Annotated in this window: 25 protein-coding genes; 14 read left to right on the top strand and 11 right to left on the bottom strand. The window is 61.3% G+C overall.

The annotated features are described in order from the left end of the window. Nucleotides 1–17: 17 nt before the first annotated feature. Nucleotides 18–743: a DNA repair protein RecO gene (gene recO / locus L1069_RS12100; RefSeq protein WP_129369335.1), complete on the top strand. Its 726-nt coding sequence runs from the start codon at nt 18–20 to the stop codon at nt 741–743. Here recO and L1069_RS12095 read toward each other — a convergent pair. The 3 genes from L1069_RS12095 to L1069_RS12085 form a co-directional block, all read right to left on the bottom strand. Next, nucleotides 727–1,119, bottom strand: coding sequence for an META domain-containing protein (locus L1069_RS12095; RefSeq protein ID WP_129369336.1), 393 nt, complete (start codon nt 1,117–1,119; stop codon nt 727–729). The two genes, recO and L1069_RS12095, sit on opposite strands and share 17 nt — an antisense overlap. 231 nt (nt 1,120–1,350) lie before the next feature. After that, entirely contained in the window at nt 1,351–2,034 is a 684-nt protein-coding gene (locus L1069_RS12090) for an SGNH/GDSL hydrolase family protein (RefSeq protein WP_237455842.1), read from the bottom strand. A 174-nt stretch (nt 2,035–2,208) separates the two neighbouring features. Continuing rightward, complete coding sequence (locus L1069_RS12085) at nt 2,209–3,894, bottom strand: acyl-CoA dehydrogenase family protein (protein WP_237455841.1); 1,686 nt, start codon at nt 3,892–3,894, stop codon at nt 2,209–2,211. 145 nt (nt 3,895–4,039) lie between these two features. On the opposite strand from L1069_RS12085, the gene L1069_RS12080 reads away from it, so the two are divergent. From L1069_RS12080 to dgt, 3 genes are all read left to right on the top strand, one after another. Next, nucleotides 4,040–4,807 (top strand): sulfite exporter TauE/SafE family protein, encoded by a 768-nt coding sequence (locus L1069_RS12080; protein ID WP_129369338.1) that lies wholly within the window; start codon nt 4,040–4,042, stop codon nt 4,805–4,807. A gap of 22 nt (nt 4,808–4,829) precedes the next feature. Beyond that, a complete protein-coding gene (locus L1069_RS12075) occupies nt 4,830–5,726 on the top strand; it encodes a cation diffusion facilitator family transporter (protein ID WP_237455840.1) in 897 nt (298 codons plus the stop codon). A 70-nt stretch (nt 5,727–5,796) separates the two neighbouring features. Continuing rightward, nucleotides 5,797–7,152, top strand: a complete 1,356-nt coding sequence (dgt, locus tag L1069_RS12070) for a dGTP triphosphohydrolase (RefSeq protein WP_237455839.1) — start codon at nt 5,797–5,799, stop codon at nt 7,150–7,152. 68 nt (nt 7,153–7,220) lie between these two features. On the opposite strand, the gene L1069_RS12065 is transcribed toward dgt, so the two are convergent. Beyond that, nucleotides 7,221–8,819 carry a phosphoenolpyruvate carboxykinase gene (locus L1069_RS12065; protein WP_027257306.1) on the bottom strand — a complete coding sequence of 533 codons (1,599 nt, stop codon included), beginning with the start codon at nt 8,817–8,819 and terminating at the stop codon, nt 7,221–7,223. A 342-nt stretch (nt 8,820–9,161) separates the two neighbouring features. Between L1069_RS12065 and L1069_RS12060 the strand changes: the two genes are divergently transcribed. Genes L1069_RS12060 through L1069_RS12030 form a run of 7 tightly spaced genes read left to right on the top strand, consistent with a single transcriptional unit; the run spans nt 9,162 to nt 14,559 of the window. Then, on the top strand, nt 9,162–9,866 hold the full coding sequence (locus L1069_RS12060; protein WP_129369341.1) for a response regulator transcription factor: 705 nt from the start codon (nt 9,162–9,164) through the stop codon (nt 9,864–9,866). 53 nt (nt 9,867–9,919) lie between these two features. Continuing rightward, a complete protein-coding gene (locus L1069_RS12055; RefSeq protein WP_129369342.1) occupies nt 9,920–11,635 on the top strand; it encodes a sensor histidine kinase in 1,716 nt (571 codons plus the stop codon). A gap of 2 nt (nt 11,636–11,637) precedes the next feature. Continuing rightward, on the top strand, nt 11,638–12,075 hold the full coding sequence (locus tag L1069_RS12050; RefSeq protein WP_134830811.1) for an HPr kinase/phosphatase C-terminal domain-containing protein: 438 nt from the start codon (nt 11,638–11,640) through the stop codon (nt 12,073–12,075). Then, a complete protein-coding gene (gene rapZ / locus L1069_RS12045) occupies nt 12,068–12,946 on the top strand; it encodes an RNase adapter RapZ (protein WP_134830810.1) in 879 nt (292 codons plus the stop codon). The genes L1069_RS12050 and rapZ overlap by 8 nt, the downstream gene beginning before the upstream one ends. A 9-nt stretch (nt 12,947–12,955) precedes the next feature. Further along, nucleotides 12,956–13,363: a PTS fructose transporter subunit IIA gene (locus L1069_RS12040; protein ID WP_027257311.1), complete on the top strand. Its 408-nt coding sequence runs from the start codon at nt 12,956–12,958 to the stop codon at nt 13,361–13,363. Continuing rightward, entirely contained in the window at nt 13,364–13,633 is a 270-nt protein-coding gene (locus L1069_RS12035; RefSeq protein WP_237455838.1) for an HPr family phosphocarrier protein, read from the top strand. It abuts the gene before it with no gap. 32 nt (nt 13,634–13,665) lie between these two features. Further along, the gene (locus L1069_RS12030; RefSeq protein ID WP_134830809.1) at nt 13,666–14,559 is read left to right on the top strand and encodes a lysophospholipid acyltransferase family protein; all 894 of its coding nucleotides are present in this window, start codon (nt 13,666–13,668) and stop codon (nt 14,557–14,559) included. 65 nt (nt 14,560–14,624) lie between these two features. Here L1069_RS12030 and L1069_RS12025 read toward each other — a convergent pair whose 3' ends face one another. Then, nucleotides 14,625–15,500, bottom strand: coding sequence for a 3-hydroxybutyryl-CoA dehydrogenase (locus L1069_RS12025; protein ID WP_129369348.1), 876 nt, complete (start codon nt 15,498–15,500; stop codon nt 14,625–14,627). Between the two features lie 153 nt (nt 15,501–15,653). On the opposite strand from L1069_RS12025, the gene L1069_RS12020 reads away from it, so the two are divergent. Beyond that, nucleotides 15,654–16,475: a DUF6473 family protein gene (locus L1069_RS12020; RefSeq protein ID WP_237455837.1), complete on the top strand. Its 822-nt coding sequence runs from the start codon at nt 15,654–15,656 to the stop codon at nt 16,473–16,475. Nucleotides 16,476–16,554: 79 nt separating this feature from the next. On the opposite strand, the gene L1069_RS12015 is transcribed toward L1069_RS12020, so the two are convergent. The 6 genes from L1069_RS12015 to L1069_RS11990 all read right to left on the bottom strand — a co-directional run bounded on the left by L1069_RS12015 (nt 16,555) and on the right by L1069_RS11990 (nt 20,872). Continuing rightward, a complete protein-coding gene (locus tag L1069_RS12015; RefSeq protein ID WP_129369350.1) occupies nt 16,555–17,484 on the bottom strand; it encodes an electron transfer flavoprotein subunit alpha/FixB family protein in 930 nt (309 codons plus the stop codon). Continuing rightward, nucleotides 17,484–18,242 carry an electron transfer flavoprotein subunit beta/FixA family protein gene (locus L1069_RS12010; protein ID WP_129369351.1) on the bottom strand — a complete coding sequence of 253 codons (759 nt, stop codon included), beginning with the start codon at nt 18,240–18,242 and terminating at the stop codon, nt 17,484–17,486. Before L1069_RS12010 ends, L1069_RS12015 begins: the two co-directional genes overlap by 1 nt. Before the next feature lie 285 nt (nt 18,243–18,527). Then, nucleotides 18,528–19,100, bottom strand: coding sequence for a cob(I)yrinic acid a,c-diamide adenosyltransferase (locus L1069_RS12005; protein WP_129369352.1), 573 nt, complete (start codon nt 19,098–19,100; stop codon nt 18,528–18,530). A gap of 6 nt (nt 19,101–19,106) precedes the next feature. After that, complete coding sequence (locus tag L1069_RS12000; protein ID WP_129369353.1) at nt 19,107–19,310, bottom strand: twin transmembrane helix small protein; 204 nt, start codon at nt 19,308–19,310, stop codon at nt 19,107–19,109. Between the two features lie 75 nt (nt 19,311–19,385). Further along, the gene (locus L1069_RS11995; RefSeq protein ID WP_134830807.1) at nt 19,386–20,216 is read right to left on the bottom strand and encodes an SDR family NAD(P)-dependent oxidoreductase; all 831 of its coding nucleotides are present in this window, start codon (nt 20,214–20,216) and stop codon (nt 19,386–19,388) included. Between the two features lie 35 nt (nt 20,217–20,251). Then, entirely contained in the window at nt 20,252–20,872 is a 621-nt protein-coding gene (locus L1069_RS11990; protein WP_134830806.1) for an SH3 domain-containing protein, read from the bottom strand. Between the two features lie 240 nt (nt 20,873–21,112). On the opposite strand from L1069_RS11990, the gene L1069_RS11985 reads away from it, so the two are divergent. After that, on the top strand, nt 21,113–23,461 hold the full coding sequence (locus L1069_RS11985) for a DNA topoisomerase IV subunit A (RefSeq protein WP_237455836.1): 2,349 nt from the start codon (nt 21,113–21,115) through the stop codon (nt 23,459–23,461). Between the two features lie 128 nt (nt 23,462–23,589). Continuing rightward, the gene (locus tag L1069_RS11980; RefSeq protein ID WP_129369357.1) at nt 23,590–24,189 is read left to right on the top strand and encodes a hypothetical protein; all 600 of its coding nucleotides are present in this window, start codon (nt 23,590–23,592) and stop codon (nt 24,187–24,189) included. The last annotated feature ends 148 nt before the right edge of the window (nt 24,190–24,337 follow it).

Below are 24,337 nucleotides of genomic sequence, written 5' to 3'. Positions count from 1 at the left end.
AACAGTGAGGGCCGCCAGTGGAATGGCGTGATCACGGCATTTTGCTTTCGATGCGCCGCCACGGTGAAAACTCGGCCATCATCGACGTCTTTACAGAAGAGCATGGCCGCCATGCGGGCATGGTGCGCGGCGGTGCCAGCCGCAAGCTGGCCCCGATCCTGCAGCCCGGTGCGCAGCTGGACCTGACCTGGAGAGCGCGGCTGGAGGATCATCTGGGCAGCTATCACGCTGAACCTTTACGCAGCCGTGCTGCAGCTGCGATGTCCGGACGGCTGGCGCTGGCCGGCCTTAATGCGGTGACAGCGCTGCTGTCCTTCTGCCTGCCAGAGCGTGAACCGCATCCTGACCTCTATACCCGCAGTGAACTGTTGCTGGATCTCTTGGGTAATGAAGAGCTCTGGCCGCTTGCCTATCTGCGCTGGGAGCTGGCGCTGCTGGAGGAGATGGGTTTCGGCCTTGATCTGACAGCCTGCGCCGTGACCGGCAGTGGCAGCGCCCTGTGCTATGTCTCGCCGAAATCTGGCCGGGCTGTTTCACGTGAAGGCGCCGGAGGCTGGGCGGATCGGCTGCTGCCTTTGCCGCCGGTGATGCTGGGGCAGGGCAGCGCGGAGGATGCGGAAATTGTGCAGGCGCTGCACACCACCGGCTATTTTCTGGACGCGCATCTGGCGCCGTCTTTGGGCAATCAGCCAGTGCCGGAGGCGCGGGGACGGCTGACGGACCTGCTCATCCGCCGGCTGTGAACAGCATCTCGCGTCCCTGGCCGTTGCTGAGGATCAGCACATCGCCGGAAACCTCGGCCAGCGTCATTTTCTGAAGGGACTGCAGGAAATCGGCTTCGAGTGCCAGTTCCGGGCAGGCAGCGCGTGCAGCGGTAAGCGCCTCAGCGCTGAACCAGGGGTAAGGTGCCGTCTGAGTGCCCTGGAAACTGTTGCAGGGTGCCCGCCCCGTGATTTTTCCAGGTTCCGGGAAGGTCAGCCTGGCCAATGCGGGATAGGGCTCATTATCAATGCTGGAGAGGTGCCAGACCTTTCCCGCCGCCCCGTAAGCTGAAAGCGTTTCGTCGCCGGTGCAGGCACTGGCAAACAGCAGAGAACAGATCCAAGCGATGCGCGGCACCGGGTTACCCAATTGAAGTATTTTGCACACTCTGGCCAAGAGGGGGCAGAAATTGCAAGGCTTCGCCCTGAAAAAGTGACGGCTCCCGCCCGTTGCGGCGGCATTAAAATGCCTTGCTCCCGTTGGGCGTGGCGCCGCGCAATGCGCGGCGCGGCGCAGGCCGGGTCCGGGCGCAACGGCGCAGAAGGCGCATTCCAAGAATGCATCTGAAGGGGCGGGAGGGGCCGCGGCTTAATTTGCCTGGATAATTTCGGCCACCTTGCGGCCGATCTCGTCGCTGGCCTTTGCCGACGGGTGGATCATGTCGAGCGCGTGATAAGACCGGTCGCCGAAGGGCACCAAATCCTTGAGAGACAGGAAATGAATGCCTGTGTCCAGCGCGGCCAGCCGTTCGATGCGGGATTCCAGCTCGTTTCCTTCGTCGCGGCAGTGCTCGATCATCGATCCCACTCCGGGGCTGCGCAGATAGCCGACGTAAATCACCCTGGCACCGGTTGCGCGCAGTTCAGACAGCATGCCCGGAATCGCACCTTTGCGTCCGTCGGGGGAAACCAGTTTGTTCAGTTTTCGATTGCACGCAAAACAGCCGCAGCCGAGCCACAGATCATTTCCGCCGCCATTCACGATCACCCAGTCCCATTTGCCGGGCTTATACTGCTTGCGGATCTGCATCCCTGCCGCGCCGGAAATCGGCAGCTTGTAGATGATCCGCGCGGCAGAGACCGAGCGGTCAACGACTGGTTCCTGCAACTCGCGGGCAACGGTGTCTGCGATGGATTTACCTGCCAGGCTGTGCCAGGCCAGCAGGGAATCCCCCATCGCCAGGATGCGGGGGGATTGTTCCGGCGGCACGGCACCGGCACAGGCGGAAAACAAAAACAGCAAGGGAAGCAGGAAGCAGCGAAAGAGTGTCATGGACTCTTGTTAACCACAATTTATGAAAAACCGAATAACCAGGATTGGAAACAGTCTTATTCCGTGTGCTGGTTGCAGCGTGAACGCACTCTGGACTGGATACGGCTGCAAAAAGCCCGGCGTAAACGCCGGGCCTGAACAGGATTGCTCCCTTAGGAATTGCTTTCAGCCGGTTCAGCCCAGCAGGCGGCGGGCGATAACCTGAGCCTGAATTTCTGCTGCACCTTCAAAAATATTCAAGATCCTGGCGTCGCACAACACGCGGGAGATTTTATACTCTGTGGCAAACCCGTTGCCGCCGTGGATCTGCAACCCGTTGTCCGCGGCGGCCCAGGCGACCCGGGCACCCAGGAGCTTGGCCATTCCGGCCTCCAGGTCGCAGCGGTGACCGTGGTCCTTTTCCCAGGCCGAGAAATAGGTCAGCTGGCGGGCGATCATGATTTCCACCGCCATCATTGCAAGCTTGCCGGACACACGCGGGAATTTGATCAGCGATTTGCCAAACTGCTTGCGGTCCTGCGCGTACTGCATGGCGATGTCCAGTGCCGACTGGGCCACGCCGATTGCACGTGCCGCAGTCTGAATGCGCGCCGATTCAAAGGTCTCCATCAATTGTTTGAAGCCTTTGTTTTCCTCGCCGCCCAGAAGGTTCCCGCCCTTTACGTGGAAGTTGTCGAAACCCAGCTCGTATTCCTTCATGCCCCGGTAGCCGAGAACTTCGATTTCGCCGCCGGTCATGCCCTCAGTCGGGAACGGTGCCTCATCGGTTCCTGGCGTTTTTTCCGCCAGGAACATCGACAGGCCGCGATGATCCGTGGTGTTCGGATCAGTGCGTGCAAGCAGGGTCATCACGTGAGTGCGGGCAGCGTGGGTGATCCAGGTCTTGTTGCCGGTGATCTTATAGTCGCCGTTGTCATCCTTCACAGCCCGGGTGCGCAGGGAGCCGAGGTCGGAACCGGTGTTCGGCTCGGTGAACACCGCGGTGGGCAGGATCTCGGCGCTGGACAGCTTGGGCAGCCAATTGGCTTTCTGCTCCTCGGTGCCGCCGCACAGGATCAGCTCGGCTGCGATTTCCGAACGGGTGCCAAGTGATCCGACACCGATATAGCCGCGCGACAGTTCCTCCGAGACCACGACCATCGACGCCTTGGACAGGCCGAACCCGCCGTATTCCTCGGGGATAGTCAGGCCGAATACGCCCATCTCGGCCAGCTCTTCGATCACGCTGAGCGGGATCAGCTCGTCCTTCAGGTGCCAGTCATGGGCGTGCGGCTCTACCTTCTCCACCGCATAGCGGCGGAACTGGTCGCGGATCATTTCCAGTTCTTCTTCCAGGCCTGAAGCGCCGAACATGGTGGCGCCGGCCTGCTCTTCCATCAGTTCCACGAGGCGGGTACGGGCGGCTTGGCTGTTGCCTTGTTCGCAAAGTGTCATCACTGCAGGCGCCATCAGCCCGCGCTGCGCGTCCTGGGAGAGGCCCAGATCCTGCAGGCGGATAATCTCGCCCTGGTTCATCTGGATGCCGCCGTAGACCTGCCAAAGGTATTCGCCGAAACCGATCTGATGGATCAGCTGATCCAATTCGCTGAACTTGCCCTCGGCTTGCAGCTTTTCGGCCCATTTTTGCATCTGCCGCAGGCTGTAGACATAGGTTGCCAGCCACGACAGGCCATGTGCGGCAACCTGGTTTTCCTCGATCAGGCGGCCGGAGACCCGGCCCTCTTCGCTCACCATGTCCTTGACTGAGGCGCGAGCGGCCTCAAGCAGCTGGTCCAGGGGCTCCAGGGATGCGGCGGTCAACGCCAGCAGGTCGGGGATGAGTGTCGGTTTCATATGCAAGTCCTGTCCGTCGCGGGCCATGAATCAGATCCTTTTCCGGTCGCCCGGTGGTAAATCATTTTGCAGGTGCAGCGCAACAAAAATACTCACAGCTGCGGCGTTTGGATCAAATATTGCGTATTGATTTTGCCCGTGCAGCACAGCCCGGATGTGGTACAGCGGAGATATGACGGCATTGTTTTCACTCCTTTCCCCGGCAGAGCTGGCAGCGGCTTTTGGCATCGCGCTGCTGGCAGGCACTGTCAAAGGCCTGGTTGGTTTTGCCATGCCGATGATTTTTGTTTCCGGTCTCAGCTTGTTCCTGGCTCCGGATCTGGCATTGGCGGGGCTGATTCTGCCGACCTTGGTGACAAACGGCATGCAGGCGCTGCGCCAGGGGCCGGACGCGGCGATGGCCTCGATCCGCAAGTTCCGGGTATTCCTGCTGATTGGTCTCGTTTGCCTGCTGCTGAGCGCCCAGTCCGTGCGGCTGCTGCCGCAGCAGGCGCTGCTTTTGGTGATTGGCCTGCCGGTTACGGTCTTTGCCTGTATCCTGCTGATGGGCAAGACATTCACCATCACCTATCCCTCCCGCCGCAGCGAGGCCATGGTGGGCGGCATCGCCGGGCTGATTGGCGGTGTCTCCGGAGTTTGGGGGCCGCCGACGGTCGCCTACCTGACCGCATTGAATACTGAAAAAACAGAGCAGATCCGGGTGCAAGGAGTGATCTATGGCCTTGGCGCGGTGGCGCTTCTGGTCGCACATATTGGATCCGGCGTGATGCGGATTGAAACTGCGCCCTTTTCGCTGGTGCTGATTGCGCCGGCAGTGGCAGGCATGTGGATCGGCGGCCTGTTGCATGACCGGATCGATCAGGTGCTGTTCCGCCGCGCAACACTTGTGGTTCTGCTGATTGCGGGGGTGAACCTGCTGCGCCGCGGCTTGCTGATGTGACCAGGGGCCGGAGGATGGGATCATGCATCAACGGCTAAGTGCCGGGCAGCTGGCAACAGGCTCTATCCTGATCGCGCTGGCGGTTATGGGGCTGAAGACGGCGGCTTGGGTGATGACGGGCTCAGTTGCGTTGCTGTCTGATGCGCTGGAGTCGCTGGTGAATATCGGGGGCGCAGTTATGGCGTGGTTTGCTGTGCGCTACGCCCAGCGGCCGCCGGATGCGGGCCACCCTTTTGGTCATCACAAGGCCGAATATTTTTCTGCTGTGGCCGAAGGCATCATGATTGTCATCGCCGCTTTGGTAATCGTGCATGAAGCCGTGAATGCTTTGGGCCGCCCGGCTGCAGCCGAATGGGGCACCGCGGGAATAGTCGTCAATGCAGTGGCAATGGGCGTGAACCTGGCCTGGGCGCGGGTGCTGTTGCGGGCGGGCAGGCGGCTGCATTCACCGGCGCTGTCTGCCGGCGGGCGGCACCTGATGAGCGACGTCTGGACGTCGGCAGGGGTGTTGCTGGGCCTGGTGCTGGCACTGGCCAGCGGCTGGGCTGTGCTCGACCCGCTGCTGGCGCTGCTGGTTGCGGTCAATATTTTGCGCGAAGGCTGGCTGGTGATTGCTGCATCGGTAAACGGGCTGATGGACACCGCCGCCCCCGAAGGAGAGCGTGCGAAGGTCGAGGAAATCATCCACAGCTCTGCCGCCGGAGCGTTGCAGGTGCATGGCCTCAAGACCCGCCGCGCAGGCAGGGCGCTGTTTGTGGAGTGCCACATGGTTGTTGCTGGAAGCATGACTGTTCAGGAAGCGCATGACATCTGCGACCGGGTGGAGGCTGCACTGCACAAGGCGTTTCCGGACGCGCAGACGGTGATTCACGTGGAGCCTGAGACCAAGCTGGAACCTGCCGGGATCACGCCGCGCTGAAGCGATTGCATTTCCGCCCGGCCTCCCGTTTAACCGCTTACGAAACCAGCAAAGGAGCAGGCAATTGGTGATGGAGTGGAACAGGCTGCTGAACCCGGGGCGGCTGTGCCGGCCGGATTACCCTGAAGCACCGGGGCGCGAGGCCTATTTGCAGGACTATGACCGCATTCTGTTCTCCGAGCCCTTCCGCCGTCTGGCCCAGAAGACCCAGGTGCATCCGCTCTACAGTCACGACCATGTGCATCACCGGATGATTCACAGCATGGAGACCTGCAGCGTCGGGCGTTCTCTGGGGGCCGGCGTCGGTCAGGCGCTGCTGGCAGCAGATCGCATCACTCCGGATCAGGTTCTGCGCATTGCCGGCCACGTGCAGGCCGCCTGCCTGCTGCATGATATCGGCAACCCGCCCTTCGGCCATTCCGGCGAGGACAGCATCGGCGGCTGGTTCGCCGTGCAGTTCCGCGCGAAACAGGGGCTGGCAGCACAGGTGCCTGCGGACCGGCAGGCCGAATTCGCGCATTTCGAGGGCAACGCCCAGGGCCTGCGCATCGCCGGGCGGCTGGAAATGGCCCGGCGCGAGGGCGGCATGCGGCTCAGCTATGCAACGCTGGGTGCCTTTTTGAAGTACCCCTGCACCCGCCAGGTGCGGGACGCGGCCTGCGGCGGCGGCCCGGCGCCCTATGCGGGCCTCAAGAAATTCGGTGTTTTTGCCTCTGACACTGCACTGCTTGACGAAATCTGCGCGGCCACCGGCATGATCCGCGAAGACACAGGCTGGTTCCGCCGCCATCCGCTCGCCTTCCTGGTCGAGGCGGCGGATGACATCTGCTACCGGATCATGGACATCGAGGACGCAGGCGCAGTCGGCGACCTGGATCGCGCCGACGTGGCCGCGGTGCTGGAGGATATCACAGGCAAGCGCAACCGTGAGGAAGACGCGGCCATGCCGCTGAATGACCGGGTTGCTTTGCTGCGTGCCTTGTCGATCGGCGCTGCCACCAGCGCGGCGGTGCAGGCGTTCATGGACAATTATGACGCCATCATGAGCGGCGAGTTCGACGGCGATTTGATTGGCGCTTCCGCCAAGGCAGACGCGTTCGCCGAGCTGCAGCGATTGTCGGTGGAGCGGATCTTTGCCGCGCGCCGAAAAACCGAGCTGGAAGTGGCAGGCCGCCAAGTGCTGCATCGCCTTCTCGACCAGTTTCACGGGCTTTATGCCGATCTTGCTGCTTGTGAATGGGATCAGGATCAGCTGGGCAAAAAGCACAACCATTGGAAGCAGCTGATCCGCGCTGTGGATTTGGATTTGCGTGGCGTGGAAGACCCGTACACGGCGATGCACTCGCTTGCCGACTTCGTTTCCGGCATGACCGACCGTTACGCGGTCAAGGTCCGGGACATGGTTACAGGCAGTCTGAATATTTGATCTGCTCAGTCATCTGAAACGAAAAAACCCGGCCATTGGCCGGGTTTTCTATTTGCGGAGCAAATGGCTCAGCCGATGGCGGCGGCTTTCACGTCCTCGTCAATGAAGGGCAGGTACTGCTCGAAGTTGTCGGAGAACATCTGCACCAGCTTGGCCGCCTGCGCGTCATATGCACCTTTGTCGTCCCAGGTGCGGCGCGGATCCAGCAGCATTTCAGGAACACCCGGCACGTCAACCGGCACGTCGAAGCCAAAGTTGGCATCCTTGCGGAATTCGACATTGGCCAGCGAGCCGTCCAAAGCTGCGGTCAGCAGGGCGCGGGTTGCCTTGATCGGCATCCGGCTGCCGGTGCCATAAGCGCCACCGGTCCAGCCGGTGTTCACCAGCCAGCAGGTCGCGCCGTGCTGGGCGATCTTTTCGCGCAGCAGGTTTCCGTAAACTTCCGGGCGGCGCGGCATGAAGGGGGCGCCGAAGCAGGTCGAGAAGGTCGGTTCCGGTTCGGTCACGCCGCGCTCGGTGCCGGCCACTTTGGAGGTGAAGCCCGACAGGAAGTGGTACATCGCCTGCGCCGGGGTCAGCCGCGAGATCGGAGGCAGCACGCCGAAAGCATCACAGGTCAGCATGATGATGTTTTTCGGGTGGCCGCCGCGGGCGCTGTCCGAGGCATTGGAGATGTAATGCAGCGGATAGGCACAGCGCATGTTGGCGGTCAGGCTGTCGTCGTTGAAATCCAGCTCCTTGGTCTCCGGATCGAACACCATGTTTTCGATCACGGTGCCGAATTTGGAGGTGGTGGCATAGATCTCCGGCTCTGCCTCGGCATTCAGGTTGATGGTCTTGGCATAGCAGCCGCCTTCAAAATTGAAGGTGCCGTTGTCGGCCCAGCCATGTTCGTCATCGCCGATCAGCACCCGGTCCGGGTCGGCGGACAGGGTGGTCTTGCCGGTGCCCGACAGGCCGAAGAACACGGCGGTGTCGACCGGGTTGCCCTTGGCGTGATTGGCGGAGCAGTGCATCGGCATGATGCCTTTTTCCGGCAGCAGGTAGTTCAGCAGGGTGAAGACGGATTTCTTGTTCTCGCCTGCGTATTCAGTGCCGCCGATCAGGATCATCTTGCGGTCGAAATTCATCGCAATGACGGTCTCGGAACGGCAATCATGCTTCTTGGGGTCGGCTTGGAAGCTCGGGCAGTTGATGACCGTGAAGTCCGCGATGAAGTCATCCAGGTCTTCGCGGTCCGGACGGCGCAGCATGGTGCGGATGAACAGGTTGTGCCAGGCCAGTTCGGTCACCATGCGGACATTGATGGCATGGGCCGGGTCAGCACCGCCGACCAGATCCTGGACGTAATAGTCCTTGCCCTTCATATGCTCCAGCATGTCGGTGTAAAGCGCGTCAAAGCCTTCCGGGCTCATCGCTGCATTGTTGTCCCACCAGATGGTGTCGCGGACGCTGTCCGACTTGACGACGTGTTTATCTTTGGGCGAGCGGCCGGTGAATTTCCCGGTGGTTACAAGGAAGGCTCCGCCATTGCCCAGCGTGCCTTCGCTGCGCTTCAGCGCGGCTTCGATCAGCGCGGGCTCCATGAAGTTGTAGAAGACATTGCCCAGACCCTCGATGCCCTGATCCTCGAGGCGGAATTGCGGGTTAACCCGTCCAGATGTCATACGTTTTTTCTCCTGTGGCGGCGCGGCTGCACGCAGGCTGCGGGGCTGCGCCAATGGGGCAATAGAACACGGCATCGCTGCCGGTGGCGGGGTCTTAACACGGCGTTTCGGGCGGTGAACAGGCCGGTTCCCCCGAGTTAGCGCCACCAAGGCGACGTTTAGCGCAACCATCAGTTTAAGCCTGCGCCGGTGCCTGCTTGTTCAGCAGACGCTAAGGTATTTTTGCCCCAATTGAGACCAAAGATCGCCCTGATTCTTTAAATGGGATTGATTCGGGGCACCATAACGGCGATGAAAGTGCTAAAAAACAACACAGAACAGAGCAGATTAGGGGCAATTCCGATGTCAAAAATTGCATTGGTAGATGATGACAGGAACATCCTGACATCCGTTTCCATGACGCTTGAGGCCGAAGGCTTTGAGGTGGAAACCTACAACGACGGCCAGGCGGCGCTGGACGCATTCAACAAGAAGCTGCCGGATATGGCCGTGCTGGATATTAAAATGCCGCGGATGGACGGCATGGACCTATTGCAGCGGCTGCGCCAGAAATCCCAGATGCCGGTGATCTTCCTCACCTCCAAGGATGATGAGATCGACGAGGTTTTGGGTCTGCGCATGGGCGCGGACGATTATGTGAAAAAGCCGTTCTCGCAGCGCCTTCTGGTCGAACGGATCCGGTCGCTGCTGCGCCGCCAGGAGGCGATCAACAGCGACGCCGCCGGAACCGCCTCGCCCGAAACCAAGGTGATGGAACGCGGCAATCTGCGGATGGACCCGCTGCGCCATGCGGTCAGCTGGAAGGGCAATGATGTGTCGCTGACTGTGACCGAATTCCTGTTGCTGCAGGCGCTGGCCCAGCGGCCGGGTTTTGTCAAAAGCCGGGACCAGCTGATGGATGTGGCCTATGATGATCAGGTCTATGTGGACGACCGGACCATCGACAGCCACATCAAGCGCTTGCGCAAGAAAATGCGCACGGCAGACACGGATTTTGCGGCAATCGAAACCCTTTATGGAATCGGTTACCGTTATAACGAAGAATAAGCGGCACGTTTAAGCGGGGCTGTTTGCCCCCGGGGCCGAAGGAGTGGGCGCGCATGCGCGATACCAGCATTACGCAACGCCAGCAGGACGGCGATGTTGTTCTAGGGGAAGACTGGGTCACCCCGGAACAATCCGTCACGCGTGAAATGCAGGTCAAGCGCGCGCGCCGGGGGCTTTTGTCGCTCAAGGGCTCGCCGCTGACCCGGAAGATCATCACTTTCAACCTGATCGCATTGATCATTCTGGTCACCGGGATCCTGTACCTGAATTCTTCGCGTCAAAGCCTGGTCCAGCAGCGGGCGGGCACTCTGGTATCCGAAGCCATGCTGGCGGCGGATGTCTTTGAGGCCGAAATGCCGGCCGCAGGCGCGGTCAGCTTCGTTGCAGGTGACGGCATCCAGGTCGAGGACACCCTGGCGCGGCTCAGCCTGCGCGGCGGCGTCGAAGCCTTTGTGTTCGACACCACCGGCAATCTGATTTCCAGCATCAAGGGCGTGGACCGCAGCGATGCGCTGAATGTGCTGAATGACAGCGGCCGAAGCCGTACGTTGATCAGCGACGGGCTGTCGGCCATTTGGGGCATTGCGGATGGCGGCGATGCGGCAGCCGAAGATGCCGCCGCTTTGGGGCCGTCCTTAGAGGAACGGCTGGGCGGTTTGGTTGACCGGGCGATGAGCGGCGGCACCGGCATTGAAACTGTGGTGGACACTACCGGCAGCCGGGTGATTTCCGCGGCCACGCCGATCATGCATAATGGCAGGGCAGTCGGCGTTATCGCGCTGACGTCCCCCACCGGCGAGGTGGACGCTTTGGTGCGCGGCGAGCAGGAGCGCGTGCTGCAGATGTTTGTCGTCGCCCTGCTGGTTTCGGTCGGGTTGAGCTTGGTGCTGGCCTCGACCATCGCCAACCCGCTTGCCGATCTTGCCGAGGCTGCCGAACTTGGCCGCGAGCGCGGCAGCCGCAAGTCAAACCCGGGACGGATCCGGATTCCGGACCTGTCTGCCCGGCCGGATGAGATCGGCCGCCTCAGCCGGGCTCTGCGCGGGATGGTCAAGGCGTTGTACTCCCGGATCGACAGCAACGAACAGTTTGCAGCCGACGTGGCGCATGAAATCAAAAACCCCCTGGCCAGCCTGCAGTCGGCGGTCGGCACATTGCGCATGGTTCACCGTGATGACCAGCGCGAGAAGCTGATGGATGTGATTGAACACGATGTTCGCCGCCTGGACCGGCTGGTCAGCGACATTTCCAACGCGTCGCGGCTGGATGCCGAGCTGGTCAAGGAGGAAGAAGAAGACTTCGATCTGCTGGCCATGCTGGGCAATCTCAACCAGTACTTGGGGGAAGACGCCCGCACCAAGGGGATTGATTACATCACCGACCTTCCGGCCCAGCCCATTCAGTTGCAGGGCCTTGAGGCACGATTGGCGCAGGTCTTTGTCAATCTGATCACCAATGCGATCTCGTTCTGCGAAGAGGGTGACGCCATTCGCGTTTGGGCCCGGCGCCGTGCCAACCGGGTGCTGATTGTGGTTGAGGATACCGGTCCGGGCATCCCGGACCAGGCGTTGTCGAAGATTTTCAAACGCTTCTATTCGCAGCGCCCGGTGGAGCATTTCGGCAATAACTCAGGACTCGGTCTGGCGATCTCGAAGCAGATTGTCGAGGCGCACGGCGGCGTGATCTGGGCCGAAAACATCCGTCCGACAGAAGCCGACGTCACCTCCGAGCCCTTGGGTGCGCGGTTTGTAGTTGGTCTTCCGGTGTAACCATGCCTGATACAGAAAGCCTTATCCTGCATGCCTCCTGCGTCGCGCTGGAGGGGCGGGGGCTTTTGATCACGGGAAATTCCGGGCAAGGCAAATCCGCTTTGGCACTGCAGCTGATGGCTTTTGGCGCGCAGCTGGTGGCGGACGACCGGGTGCTGCTGCAGCTTTTGGACGGGCAGGTTGTAGCCAGCGCGCCAGAGCCGATCCGCGGACTGATCGAGGCGCGGTTTATGGGGCTGCTGCACGCGCAGATCCGCAGCCCTGTGCCGGTTGCTGCACTGGTGGACCTGGATGAGGCCGAAACTGAACGCTTGCCGATGCGGCACAGCACGCAGTTGCTGGGGCAGGAGGTGCTTCGGGTCAAGCGAGTGGACGGTGCGCATTTTGCTCCGGCGCTGATGCAGTATCTCAGATGCGGAGCTTTGGACCCCGATGCCTGAGGCAGAGCAAAAGGCGGTCCCGGCGGTGCTGGTCACCGGCCCCTCCGGAGCGGGCAGGACCACGGCGATCAACGTGCTTGAAGATCTTGGCTTTGAGGCGATCGACAACCTGCCGCTGCGGCTGCTGCCGGGGCTGATTGATGCAGCTGCGGCTCCGCGGCCGATGGCATTGGGGCTGGACAGCCGCAACCGGGATTTCTCGCCGCGGGCGCTGCTGGATGTGATCGACATGCTGTCCGGCCGCCGCGAGGTAGAGCTGACGGTGCTCTACCTTGATTCGAAAGCTGACGTTTTGCTGCGGCGCTACTCCGAGACCCGCCGCCGCCATCCGCTGGCACCCGCGGAATCTCCGGGCGAAGGCGTGCGCCGAGAGCTGGATCTGATGGCGCCGATCCGTGACCGTGCTGATATCCTGCTGGAAACTTCGGATATGAATGTGCACCAGTTAAAGGCAGAGATCGAACGCTGGTTTGCGCCTGAAGGCCGCGCGCTGGCGCTGTCGGTGCAAAGCTTCTCTTACAAACGCGGGATGCCGCACGGAATTGACATGGTGTTTGATTGCCGTTTTCTGGCCAACCCTTATTGGCAGCCCGGATTGCGGCAGTTCAACGGCATTGATCAGGCTGTGCAGGACTTTGTGCGGGCCGACGGCAGGTTCACCCCTTTCTTTTCCCGGGTGCTGGACCTCACTCGTCTGCTGCTGCCGGCTTACCGGGAAGAGGGGAAGTCGCATTTTTCAATCGCCTTCGGCTGCACCGGCGGGCAGCACAGATCGGTAACGATGGCGGAAACCCTCGCCAAGGCCCTTGCGGAAGACGGCCTGCAAGTGTCAATTAGACACCGCGAGCTGCAAGGCCAGCAAAAGAAGTGAGAGGCCGGGTTGATCGGGATTGTGATCGTAGCGCATGGCGAGCTGGCAAGGGAATACCTTGCCGCTGTGGAACACGTTGTGGGCCCGCAGCCCTGCCTGATGGCCATCGGCATCGGACCCGAGGACGACAGGGACCGCAAGCAGGACGAAATATGCTCGGCTGCGAATGAAGTGGACACCGGCGACGGGGTCGTTGTGGTCACCGACCTGTTCGGCGGCTCGCCTTCCAACCTCAGCCTGAAGGCATGCGCCCCGGCGGATCGCCGTATTCTGTACGGGGCCAATTTGCCGATGTTGATCAAACTGGCGAAATCCCGCCACTTGCCGGTTGCCGATGCAGTCCGGCAGGCAATGGAGGCCGGGCGCAAGTATATCAACGCGCAAAACGTTAACCCTGACGGGGAGCAAGCACACTAAATGGCTCTGAAGACGCTGGAAATCATCAATGAAAAGGGGCTGCACGCCCGCGCCTCGGCCAAGCTGGTAGAGGTTGTAGAAGGGTTTGACGCCACGGCAGAAGTTATCAGGGACGGCCTGTCTGCCTCTGGTGACAGCATAATGGGTCTTTTGATGTTGGCAGCCTCGAAAGGAACGACTATTGACGTCGAGACTTCGGGGCCCGATGCTGATGCGCTGGCGCATGCGCTGGAGGCCCTGGTGGCCGGCAAGTTCGGCGAGGGCTACTAGGCCCGCGCCGGCAGCGGAACGGGAAAAACACTTTGGCGGATACCGCACACGACAGGAATACCGGCGTCGCGCCGGAAACCGCTGATCAGACGGGCGAGGTCTATGACCGCCGCACGCTGACCTATGCCAATTCCTTTGACGACCGCTGGACCTCGCTGGCGATCAAGACCATCGAATGGCTCACCGGAAAACTGACCATCCTGCGTATGGTCAGCAAGTTCGAAAAACAGAATGCAGAGTACCGCGGTCAGAAGTTCTGGCGCGGGGCCCTCAATATCATGGGCATTGAACTGCAGACACCGGAACAGCAGATCAACAACATTCCCAAGGACGGGCCTGTGGTGATCGTCGCCAACCATCCGCATGGGATGGTCGATGGCATGATTTTTGCCGACCTCATCGGCCGCCGCCGCCTGGATTACCGGATCCTGACCCGCTCGGTGCTGACAGGGCTGGACGAGGCCGCAACTTCCTTCATGATCCCGGTGCCCTTCCCGCATGACCCCGAAGCGCAGCGCAAGATGGTCGACATGCGGGCAAAAACCATGACTTTCCTCAAGGATGGCGGCGCAGTGGCGTTGTTCCCGTCCGGCGTGGTGATGTCCTCCGACAGCTGGTTCGGCCCCGCGGTTGAACGTGAATGGAATGTCTTCACTGCCCAGCTGATCCGCCGTTCTGGCGCCCGGGTAGTGCCGATCTACTTCCCCGGCCACAATTCCCGCTGGTATCAGATCGCCTGCCGGATTTCCCCGATCCTGCGCCAGGGGCTGCTGTTGCGCGAAATCGTGCGCTCCTGCAACAAGCCGCAGGCGCCGGTTGTGGGTGAACCGCTGACGGACGCGCAGATGGAACAGCTGCAAAGCGATCCGCGGGGCTTTATGGCCTGGCTGCGCGAACATACCCTGAGCCTCGGCAAAAAAGGCTAAGCCTGCCTTATCACCACCGGGCCGGAAACAGAAAAGCGCCCCGCGGGGCGCCTTTTTTGTTCCCTCTACCGTGTCGGCACCGGCGTTTCTCCGCGATAGTCATAGAAGCCGCGCTGGGTCTTGCGGCCCAGCCAGCCGGCCTCGACATATTTGGTCAGCAGCGGGCAGGGGCGGTATTTGGTGTCTGCCAGCCCGTCATGCAGCACGTTCATGATGGCCAGGCAGGTGTCCAGACCAATAAAGTCCGCCAGCTCCAGCGGACCCATCGGGTGGTTGGCGCCAAGTTTCATCGATTCGTCGATCGATTTGACCGAACCAACGCCCTCATACAGGGTATAGACCGCCTCGTTGATCATCGGCATCAGGATCCGGTTGACGATGAAGGCCGGGAAGTCCTCGGCGCTGGCAGAGGTCTTGCCCAATCGTGCCACGACTTCCTGGCAGGCCGTGAATGTCGGCTCATCCGTGGCAATTCCGCGGATTAGCTCGACCAGTTGCATGACCGGCACCGGGTTCATGAAGTGGAAGCCCATAAAGCGTTCCGGCCGGTCGGTGCGGCTGGCCAGCCGGGTGATCGAGATTGACGAGGTGTTGGAGGTCAGGATCGTGTGCGGCAGCAAATGCGGCAGCAGATCATCAAAGATCGCTTGTTTGACAGTTTCCCGTTCGGTGGCCGCTTCGATGACCAGATCGGTTGCGCCGACATCTGCAAGCTTCAGTGAGGGCGTAACGCGGGCCAATGCAGCCTTTACGTCTGCCTCCGAGATTTTTCCCTTGCTTGCCTGGCGTTCCATGTTCTTGAGAATAAGGCTCAGGGCACTGTCCAGCGCAGGCTGGCTGACATCATTCAGCACGACCTCGTACCCGGCAAGCGCCAGAACATGGGCAATGCCATTGCCCATCTGCCCGGCGCCGATCACTCCAACCTTCTGAATTTCCATGCCTCAGGCTCCCGAAATATCTGCGGCAACCTTACTGGCGGGCGAAGGGCAGGCACAAGGGCGGCTGGGGCTGATTTGAGGCAAATTCTCACTTTAGGGAATTTGCAATGCTTGCGCGGCAAGGTGAGTCTCGGGTGAAAAATTGGTGGTGAAATGAGCTATGAACTCAAAAGCGCGGGGGCGCTTTCGGGGGAACCATGCAGATACGGGAAATCCAGACTGTTGGTCCGGGGCCCGCAGCGGTCCCTGGACGATCCCTATGTTGCCTTTCTTGGTGGAACCGAAGTTTACGGGCGATTCGTTGAATTTCCCTTTGTCGACTCCCTGCAAACCCAGCTTGGACTGGATTGCATCAATCTGGGCAGTGTGAATGCCGGGCTGGACAGTTTTGTGCAGGATGATTCCCTGATCGGTATCGCCAGACAGGCGGATGTATCAGTGGTGCAGATGCTGGGGGCGCAGAACATCTCAAACCCCTACTACCGGGTGCATCCGCGCCGCAACGACCGGTTCCTGCAGGCCCATGCGGCCCTAAAGACGCTTTATCCCGAAGTGGATTTTACGGAATTTCATTTCAACAAGCATCTGCTGTGCACCCTGCGTGAAATCTCCAGCCAGCGGTTTGAGCAGGTGCAGGAACAGCTGCAACGCAGCTGGATAGAGCGGATGAGCGTTTTGATCGAGGCACTTGATGGCCGTGTTCTGCTGCTATGGCTCCGTTATGAATTGGATGCCGAAGCCGGATTTCCAGAAGAGCCGGTCCTGGTAGACCGTTCCATGGCCGATGCCTTGCGCCCCAAGGTTCAGGGGGTGCTGGAGTTCAGAGCCTCTTCGGCGGCAATGGCACAGGATATCGCCGGCATGATCTTTGGCCAGATGGAATTGCCCGCCGCCCGCCACATGATTGGCCCGAAGGAACATCTGCGGATTGCCGATGCGCTGGCAGACCGCCTGTCGCCGCTGGTTCGTAAATAGGAACAGTGCCAGTGGCGGAAGCAAAAAAAGGCCCGCCGGATGGCGGGCCTTTCCTGATTGATCAGCTGTCGAACAGGGCTTAGCCCAGTTTTGCGGTCAGGGCCGGGACGGCTTCGAACAGGTCGGCAACCAGGCCGAAATCAGCAACCTGGAAGATCGGTGCTTCTTCGTCCTTGTTGATCGCCACGATGACCTTGGAGTCCTTCATGCCGGCCAGGTGCTGGATCGCACCCGAGATGCCGATGGCGACATACAGGTCCGGTGCAACAACCTTGCCGGTCTGACCGACCTGCCAGTCGTTCGGGGCGTAGCCCGAATCAACCGCGGCGCGCGATGCGCCAACTGCGGCGCCCAGCTTGTCGGCCAGGGTTTCGATCAGTTTGAAGTCATCCTCGGAGCCAACGCCGCGGCCGCCGGAAACAACGATACCGGCCGAGGTCAGCTCGGGACGGTCGCTTGCGGCAACCTTGTCTTCAACCCACTCGGACAAGCCCGGGTTTGCTGCAGCCGAGATGCTCTCAACCGAAGCCGAGCCGCCGTCACCGGCTGCATCAAAGGACGCGGTGCGGATCGAGACGACTTTTTTGGCGTCTTTCGACTTCACGGTCTGGATCGCGTTGCCGGCATAGATCGGGCGCTCGAAGGTGTCGCCGTCGACAATACCGGAAACGTCCGAGATCACCATCACGTCCAGCAGCGCGGCAACGCGCGGCAGAACGTTCTTGGCGTCGGTGGTGGCTGGCGCGACGATGTGCTCAAAATCGGAGGCCAGGCCTGCGATCAGCGCCGCGGTCGGCTCTGCCAGGCGGTGGCCCAGCGATGCGTCCTCGGCAACCAGAACCTTGGCAACGCCTGCGATCTTGGCAGCTTCTTCGCCGGCCGCAGCAGCAGAGGCGCCAGCGGCCAGAACGGTCACGTCGCCCAGCGATGCGGCAGCGGCCACGGCTTTTGCGGTTGCGTCCAGCGCCAGCGCGCCGTCGGTCACTTCAGCAAGGAGAAGAACAGCCATTACACAGCCCCCGCTTCTTTGAGTTTCTCAACCAGCTCGTCGACGGAACCGACGATGATGCCTGCGGCGCGGGCCTCCGGCTCTTCGGTCTTGACGATTTCCAGGCGCGGGGTGACGTCGACGCCGTAGTCGGCGGCGGTCTTTTCGGCCAGCGGCTTTTTCTTCGCTTTCATGATGTTCGGCAGCGACGCATAGCGCGGCTCGTTCAGGCGCAGGTCCACGGTGATGATGGCGGGCATCTTCACGGAAATAGTCTGCAGGCCGCCGTCGACCTCCCGGGTCACCTTGGCGTTGTCGCCTTCGATGTCCAGTTCAGAGGCAAAGGTGCCCTGGGACCAGCCCAGCAGCGCCGACAGCATCTGGCCGGTTGCGTTCATGTCGTTGTCGATTGCCTGCTTACCGCAAAGCACGACGCCCGGCTGCTCTTCCTCGACCACTTTGGCCAGGATTTTCGCAACGGCCAGCGGCTCGATGTCGGTGTGCACGTCGTCGGCTGCAACCACCAGGATGGCGCGGTCCGCACCCATCGCCAGCGCGGTGCGCAGGGTTTCCTGGGCCTGCTTCACGCCGATCGAAACCGCAATCACCTCGTCGGCCTTGCCGGCTTCTTTCAGGCGGATCGCCTCTTCGACGGCAATTTCGTCGAAGGGGTTCATCGACATCTTCACGTTGGCGAGATCGACACCGCTGCCGTCCGCTTTGACGCGGACCTTCACGTTGTAGTCAATCACGCGCTTGACAGGCACAAGTACCTTCATTTTGCGTTCTCTCCTTAACAAACGGCAAGCCGCCTTTGGGCGACTCCCCTCCATGCTCTCGCTGCGTTGATACCGGCTGGTGTGCGTCTGCAACAGGGCAAAATCGTCACGTTAGCGCACGCCGACGTCGCGTTTGCTCATTTGGAACATCATTTTTGCAAGAATGTTTCCGGAGGGAAATCAGCCTGCCGGATTGGCGCTGCCGCGGGCGCGAAAATGACGCGTTGCCCGCGGGATCGGCCGAAAACCGGCGTGAAATCGCGAATCAAGCCGGTAGCTGGGGAATTAGCGGTTGGCGCCGGGAACCCACAAAACGTCGTCCTTGCCGCCGTTGTTCGCCATGCGGGCGGCGACAAAGAACCAGTCGGACAGCCGGTTCAGGTATTTCACTGCTGCCGGGTTCACCTCTTCAGCGGTGCTTAGATCTGTAGTCAGCCGTTCGGCGCGGCGCGCGACGGTGCGGCAGACGTGCAGATGCGCCGCCAATTTTGATCCGCCCGGCAGGATGAAGCTGCGCAGCGCTTCCAGTTCCTTGTTCATCACGTCGATTTCAGCTTCCAGCCGCTCGACCTGTGCGACGGCAACCCGCAGCGGCGGGTATTCCGCATCCGCGTCTTTTGCCATTTCCGGCCGGCACAGGTCAGCGCCCAGGTCGAACAGGTCGTTCTGGATCCGCGCCAGCGCTGCATCCATGTCGCCGTCTGCTTCCAGCCGTGCGACGCCGACAAAAGAATTCAGCTCATCCGAGGTGCCATAGGCATTGACCCGCGCCGAATGCTTGGCAACGCGATCACCGTTGCCCAGAGCGGTCTCACCCTTGTCGCCGGTGCGGGTGTAAATCTTGTTCAAAACGACCATTGCCGGTTATCCTCCCTTGCTGCGCAGGTAGACGTAGGCCAGCAGCACCGCCACTGCAATGAACTGAAACAGGATACGCAGCCGCATCATCTTGTTTGCGTTCTTGCGGTTGAACTCGCCGCCCTTGCCAAAGCCGCCGATGCCGACGACCAGTGCCACAACCACGGCGGCAACGGCTGCCAGTCCCAGATAATACAGCGGATCGCTCATCTTGTCCCCCAAAGGCGCATCAATTCTGTTGCCTCCCTCTACCCTGCGTCAGGGCCATTGGCGACTGCGAATCCGCTATCCGAGCTTCACCAGGATGCGGTCAATTGCCCTTGTGCTGAGGATCCGGCGCAGAAATCCGGCGATATGGGTGGGGGTGGTGACGTAATAGCGTTCGCGCGGACGGCGGGATTCGCAGGCGTGCGCCAGCTTGGCTGTCACGGCTGAAGCCGGCAGTTCGAACCGGTCCGGTCCATTGCTTTCATACAGCCGCTTCAGCAGGCGCGATTCGTAAAGCTCCCGCAGCGGCGACGCCTGCCAGTCGATGAAGCGTTCGAAATGCGGGATCGACTTCTCGCGAATCTTCGACGTGACCGGTCCCGGCTCAATAAGCACCATATGGATCCCGGTGCCCCGCAGTTCCACCCGCAGCGTGTCGGTCAGCCCTTCCAACGCGTATTTCGTCGCCACATAAGCGCCGCGCCAGGGAAAGGTGACAAAGCCGAGGATCGAGGAATTCTGTACGATCCGTCCGTGCCCCTGCTTGCGCATCACCGGAATCACCTGCCGGGTCAGCTCGTGCCAGCCAAAGAAATTGGCTTCGAAAATTGTGCGCAGCGCGTCGGTCGGCAGATCCTCCACCGCGCCGGGCAGCCCGTGGGCGCCATTGTTGAACAGCGCATCCAAAGTGCCACCCGTGGCCGCGAGTACTTCGGCCAGGCCTGTTCCGATGCTGGCGGGGTCGGTGTAATCAATGCGCGGGCTGTCAAACCCCTCGGCGCGCATCCGGTCGCAATCGCGCTGCTGGCGGCAGGAGGCAAACACCCGCCAGCCGCGTTCCCGCATACCGCGCGCCGCATCCAGGCCGATCCCTGAGGAGCAGCCGGTAATCAGAATGGTTTTCTTCATGTGAACGCCTCTTGCCGCGGAATGCTCCGCAGCAGTTATGGGCGTTTCTTGCTTACCAGGGAAGCCGCAATCCAGCCGGTATGGCCTTTGTCCGGGGCACGGAGATGCAGCCAGCCGGTGCCGCTGTCTTCGATCACGATGACTTCCTCGCCGCCCAGAAGGCGGGTGATGACCGGATAGGATGTGCCGGGCCCCTGGCGCATATTCACGCGTGAGGCACGGATGCTGCGGCGGTCCAAATATGAAACTTCTGCAGGCTGCGGGATCAGTTCTGCAGCGGGGGCCGCGGTGATGGCTGCCAGGCCGCCGTCAAGCGATGCGAGCTGCAGGCCACCGGGTGCCGGCTCGTCTGAAAAGGCGGTTTGTGTCGTGGCAAGCACACCGGATGCGCTGGCCAGATGCCCTGCTGCCACGCGCTGGCGCAACGCCGGATCCGCTGCCGGGCGGGCCGGTCTCTGAATCTGCGCCCGCTGAGTGAGAACAGGCTGGGCCGCGATTGAGGCCGCGGAGAGTCTTGGCCGTTCGGCCGGCTGGGCCGCGGTATCAGTCTCTGCCACGGCGGCGGGCCGTTTGGGCGGCTCGAAATCCGCGCCTCCGCTCAACTCGTAAAAGCCCCACCCAAGGAAGGCGAAAGATACCATAACAAATCGCGACATAACCCGGTCCCCCCAGACCAACAGACAGCAGCTGCACTTTATTGCATGAGTTTGGAATTAAACGCGCGGTGCGGCAGCTTGGTTCCCTTTTATCTAGGGCAAGTTAAAGCCGCGGAAACAGGGGAGAGTCGGCCGGCTTCTCCCCCGAACCGCATCCGCTGCCGCCAAAGCTGCGCAGGACTGTGCGAATTTCGCCCGCGCCCGCTTTACCAATTCCGGCGGCGGCAGTATCACCGATTCATGACCGATCTGGTAGAAGACCCCGACATGCCGTCCGCCCCCGAACAAGGCGAAATCCTGGAACCGCTGCGCCGCGCCATTGGCGAGCGCTATCTGACCTATGCGCTGAGCACCATCATGCACCGGGCACTGCCCGATGCGCGTGACGGGCTGAAGCCGGTGCACCGGCGCATTCTCTATGCCATGAACCGCCTGCGGCTCAGCTCCACTGGCGGCTTTTTGAAGTCCGCCAAGATTTCCGGCGACACCATGGGCGACTTCCACCCGCATGGCGACGCCGCGATCTATGACGCGATGGCGCGTTTGGCGCAGGATTTCAACGTCCGCTACCCGCTGGTCGACGGCCAGGGCAACTTCGGCAATATCGACGGCGACAACCCGGCGGCCTCGCGCTACACAGAGGCACGGATGACCTTCGTGGCCGAGGCGATGCTCGAAGGCCTGAACGAAGATTCGGTGGATTTTCGCGACAACTATGACGGCCGCCTGACTGAACCGGCGGTGCTGCCCGCCACATTCCCGAACATCCTGGCCAACGGTGCCGCAGGTATCGCCGTTGGCATGGCGACCAACATCCCGCCGCACAATATTGCCGAGCTGATCGACGCCTGCCTGCATCTGATCAAAACCCCGGATGCCCGTGACGAAACGCTGCTGAACTATGTGCCCGGTCCGGACTTCCCCACCGGCGGCGTCATTGTCGAACCCAAGGAAAGCATCGCCAAGGCCTACAGCACCGGACGCGGCTCCTTCCGCCTGCGCTGCACCCACGAGGTCGAGGACCTGGGCCGCGGCCAGTGGCAGATCGTCGTCACCGAGATCCCCTATCAGGTCCAGAAATCCAAGCTGATCGAAAAAATCGCCGAGCTGATCCAGACCAAGAAGGTGCCGATTCTCGCCGATGTGCGCGACGAATCAGCGGAAGACATCCGCATCATCCTCGAACCCAAGTCCAAAAACGTGGACCCCGAGGTTCTGATGAACATGATGTTCCGCAACTCGGATCTGGAAACCCGTTTCAGCCTGAACATGAATGTGCTGATCGACGGCGTCACCCCCAAGGTCTGCTCGATGAAAGAGGTGCTGCGTGCCTTCCTCGATCATCGCCGCGACGTGCTGCAGCGCCGCTCGCAGCACCGGATGGAGAAAATCGACCACCGGCTGGAGGTCCTGGAAGGCTTCATTATCGCCTTCCTGAACCTTGACCGTGTGATCGACATCATCCGCTATGATGACGACCCCAAGGCCGCCCTGATCCGCGAGGACTGGAGCCGCGACCACCCCCGCGCTTTCACCGAGGCGGACTATATTACCCCGGCTCAGGGCGTGGGCGAGCTGACTGAGGTCCAGGCCGAGGCCATCCTCAACATGCGCCTGCGTTCATTGCGCAAGCTGGAAGAGATCGAGCTGGTCCGCGAGCGCGACGCGCTGCGTGCGGAACGGGCCGGGCTGGTTGAGCTTCTGGGGTCCGAAGAGCTGCAGTGGAGCCGGATCTCAGAACAGCTGAAGGACACCAAAAAGCAGTTCGGCAAAGACTACGCCGGCGGCGCCCGCCGTACCCGCTTTGCCGAGGCCGGCGAGGTCGAGGACGTGCCGCTGGAGGCGATGATCGACCGCGAGCCGATCACTGTTGTCTGCAGCCAGATGGGCTGGATCCGGGCAATGACCGGCCATATCGACCTCAGCCGCGAATTGAAGTTCAAGGACGGCGATGGTCCGCGCTTTGTCTTCCATGCGGAAACCACCGACCGGCTCTTGGTGTTCGGTTCCAATGGCCGTTTTTACACCCTGTCGGCGGCGAATCTCCCCGGCGGCCGCGGCATGGGCGAACCGCTGCGCCTGATGGTCGACCTGCCCAACGAGGTGGAGATCGTCGACCTGCTGATCCACAATCCCGAAGGCCGGCTGCTTGTTGCATCCGATGCGGGCAACGGCTTTATCTGCGCAGAGAAGGAAATCGTCGCGCAGACCCGCAGCGGCAAGCAGGTGCTGAACGTCAAGGATGACGATCACGCCAAGATCTGTATCCCGGTCGAAGGCGATCACGTCGCCATTGTCTCGGAAAACGGCAAGTTCCTGGTCTTCGCGGTCGAGGAAATGCCGGAGCTCACCCGCGGCAAGGGCGTACGCCTGCAGAAATACAACATGGCCCGCGGCAAGCAGGGTTCGCTGGAACTGGACGGCGGTCTCAGCGACATCACGACCTTCAATTGGGATGATGGGCTCAAATGGGAAATGGGTGGTGGCAAGACCCGCCACGAAACAGACCTTGGCCAGTGGCTGGGCAAGCGGGCCGGCGTTGGCAAACGCCCGCCGCATGGCTTCCCGCGCGACTACAAGTTCAAATAAGGCGGCTGAAACCTGCTGCCTGCCTGTGCCCCCCGCGCCACCCGCGCGGGGGGCGGCTGTTTCCACCTCTTTACCCGCTGTGCCGTGCCCGGCTATCTGGGCGGTGTCGAATTTCCTTGGGGGGCTCCATGATCCGCTTTCTTTCCATTCTGGCCACGCTGGCCTTGCTCGCGTCCTGCGGTGAAACCCGGTTGGACGAAGCGCCCGAGGACCTTGGCGCTTTTCAGGCACGGGTAACGCATGTCTACACCGAAAAAGCGCTGCAATGGCCGTTGTCCCGCAATGCGGAACACAGCGAATGGGATGCGGCGATGAAGAACGCCCTGGAAACCCGCCTGCGCCGCTATCAGGGGGCGCAGGAATATGATGTGGCGGTTACGCTGGAGGGTTTCATGCTGGCACCGCCCGGCGTGCCGGTGCTGTTCTCCCCCAAAAGCGCGGTGGTGGTGAATGTCTTTGTCTATGACGTTGCGGCAAAGAAATTCCTGGCCAAGAAGCACCAGATGGAGATCTTTGAAAGCACCACCGGCGAAAGCGCGTTGCTGGGATCCGGCCATGCCCGCACCAAAGAGCAGCAAATCCAGGGCCTCGCGGTCAATATTGCCGACAAGGTGGAAGAATGGATGGCTAAGCAGCACGAGGACGAGGGATGGTTTGCGCCACGTCCGGCGGCAGGTTCCGGAAGCGGAGCTGCTGCGGATGCCGCCGCGCCTGCGCCAGCCGGCTGAGCCTTGCGATTTCCGCCTTCGTCAAGCAGGAACGGGTTGATTTTTCCGCTCAAACCAAATAATCCGCCCGCGCAGAGGTAACCGGGTCAATGCATGACCCCTGTTTCAAAAGGGCGCCTAAGGAATGGCTAAGGAAAAGTTTGAGCGT

Source organism: Leisingera sp. MMG026 (assembly GCF_021654205.1).
Classification (GTDB): domain Bacteria; phylum Pseudomonadota; class Alphaproteobacteria; order Rhodobacterales; family Rhodobacteraceae; genus Leisingera.
This window is presented reverse-complemented; position numbering and strand designations above follow the sequence as displayed.

Coding starts and splice junctions, on each gene's coding strand:
- L1069_RS11980 (WP_129369357.1), top strand. CDS start 23,590: ATGATCCGCTTTCTTTCCATTCTGGCCACGCTGGCCTTGCTCGCGTCC.
- L1069_RS12060 (WP_129369341.1), top strand. CDS start 9,162: ATGTCAAAAATTGCATTGGTAGATGATGACAGGAACATCCTGACATCC.
- L1069_RS12005 (WP_129369352.1), bottom strand. CDS start 19,100: ATGGTCGTTTTGAACAAGATTTACACCCGCACCGGCGACAAGGGTGAG.
- L1069_RS11990 (WP_134830806.1), bottom strand. CDS start 20,872: ATGTCGCGATTTGTTATGGTATCTTTCGCCTTCCTTGGGTGGGGCTTT.
- rapZ (WP_134830810.1), top strand. CDS start 12,068: ATGCCTGAGGCAGAGCAAAAGGCGGTCCCGGCGGTGCTGGTCACCGGC.
- L1069_RS12025 (WP_129369348.1), bottom strand. CDS start 15,500: ATGGAAATTCAGAAGGTTGGAGTGATCGGCGCCGGGCAGATGGGCAAT.
- L1069_RS11995 (WP_134830807.1), bottom strand. CDS start 20,216: ATGAAGAAAACCATTCTGATTACCGGCTGCTCCTCAGGGATCGGCCTG.
- dgt (WP_237455839.1), top strand. CDS start 5,797: ATGGAGTGGAACAGGCTGCTGAACCCGGGGCGGCTGTGCCGGCCGGAT.
- L1069_RS12085 (WP_237455841.1), bottom strand. CDS start 3,894: ATGGCCCGCGACGGACAGGACTTGCATATGAAACCGACACTCATCCCC.
- L1069_RS12015 (WP_129369350.1), bottom strand. CDS start 17,484: ATGGCTGTTCTTCTCCTTGCTGAAGTGACCGACGGCGCGCTGGCGCTG.
- L1069_RS12090 (WP_237455842.1), bottom strand. CDS start 2,034: ATGACACTCTTTCGCTGCTTCCTGCTTCCCTTGCTGTTTTTGTTTTCC.
- L1069_RS12010 (WP_129369351.1), bottom strand. CDS start 18,242: ATGAAGGTACTTGTGCCTGTCAAGCGCGTGATTGACTACAACGTGAAG.
- L1069_RS11985 (WP_237455836.1), top strand. CDS start 21,113: ATGACCGATCTGGTAGAAGACCCCGACATGCCGTCCGCCCCCGAACAA.
- L1069_RS12055 (WP_129369342.1), top strand. CDS start 9,920: ATGCGCGATACCAGCATTACGCAACGCCAGCAGGACGGCGATGTTGTT.
- L1069_RS12075 (WP_237455840.1), top strand. CDS start 4,830: ATGCATCAACGGCTAAGTGCCGGGCAGCTGGCAACAGGCTCTATCCTG.
- L1069_RS12000 (WP_129369353.1), bottom strand. CDS start 19,310: ATGAGCGATCCGCTGTATTATCTGGGACTGGCAGCCGTTGCCGCCGTG.
- L1069_RS12050 (WP_134830811.1), top strand. CDS start 11,638: ATGCCTGATACAGAAAGCCTTATCCTGCATGCCTCCTGCGTCGCGCTG.
- L1069_RS12065 (WP_027257306.1), bottom strand. CDS start 8,819: ATGACATCTGGACGGGTTAACCCGCAATTCCGCCTCGAGGATCAGGGC.
- L1069_RS12080 (WP_129369338.1), top strand. CDS start 4,040: ATGACGGCATTGTTTTCACTCCTTTCCCCGGCAGAGCTGGCAGCGGCT.
- L1069_RS12035 (WP_237455838.1), top strand. CDS start 13,364: ATGGCTCTGAAGACGCTGGAAATCATCAATGAAAAGGGGCTGCACGCC.
- L1069_RS12020 (WP_237455837.1), top strand. CDS start 15,654: ATGAGCTATGAACTCAAAAGCGCGGGGGCGCTTTCGGGGGAACCATGC.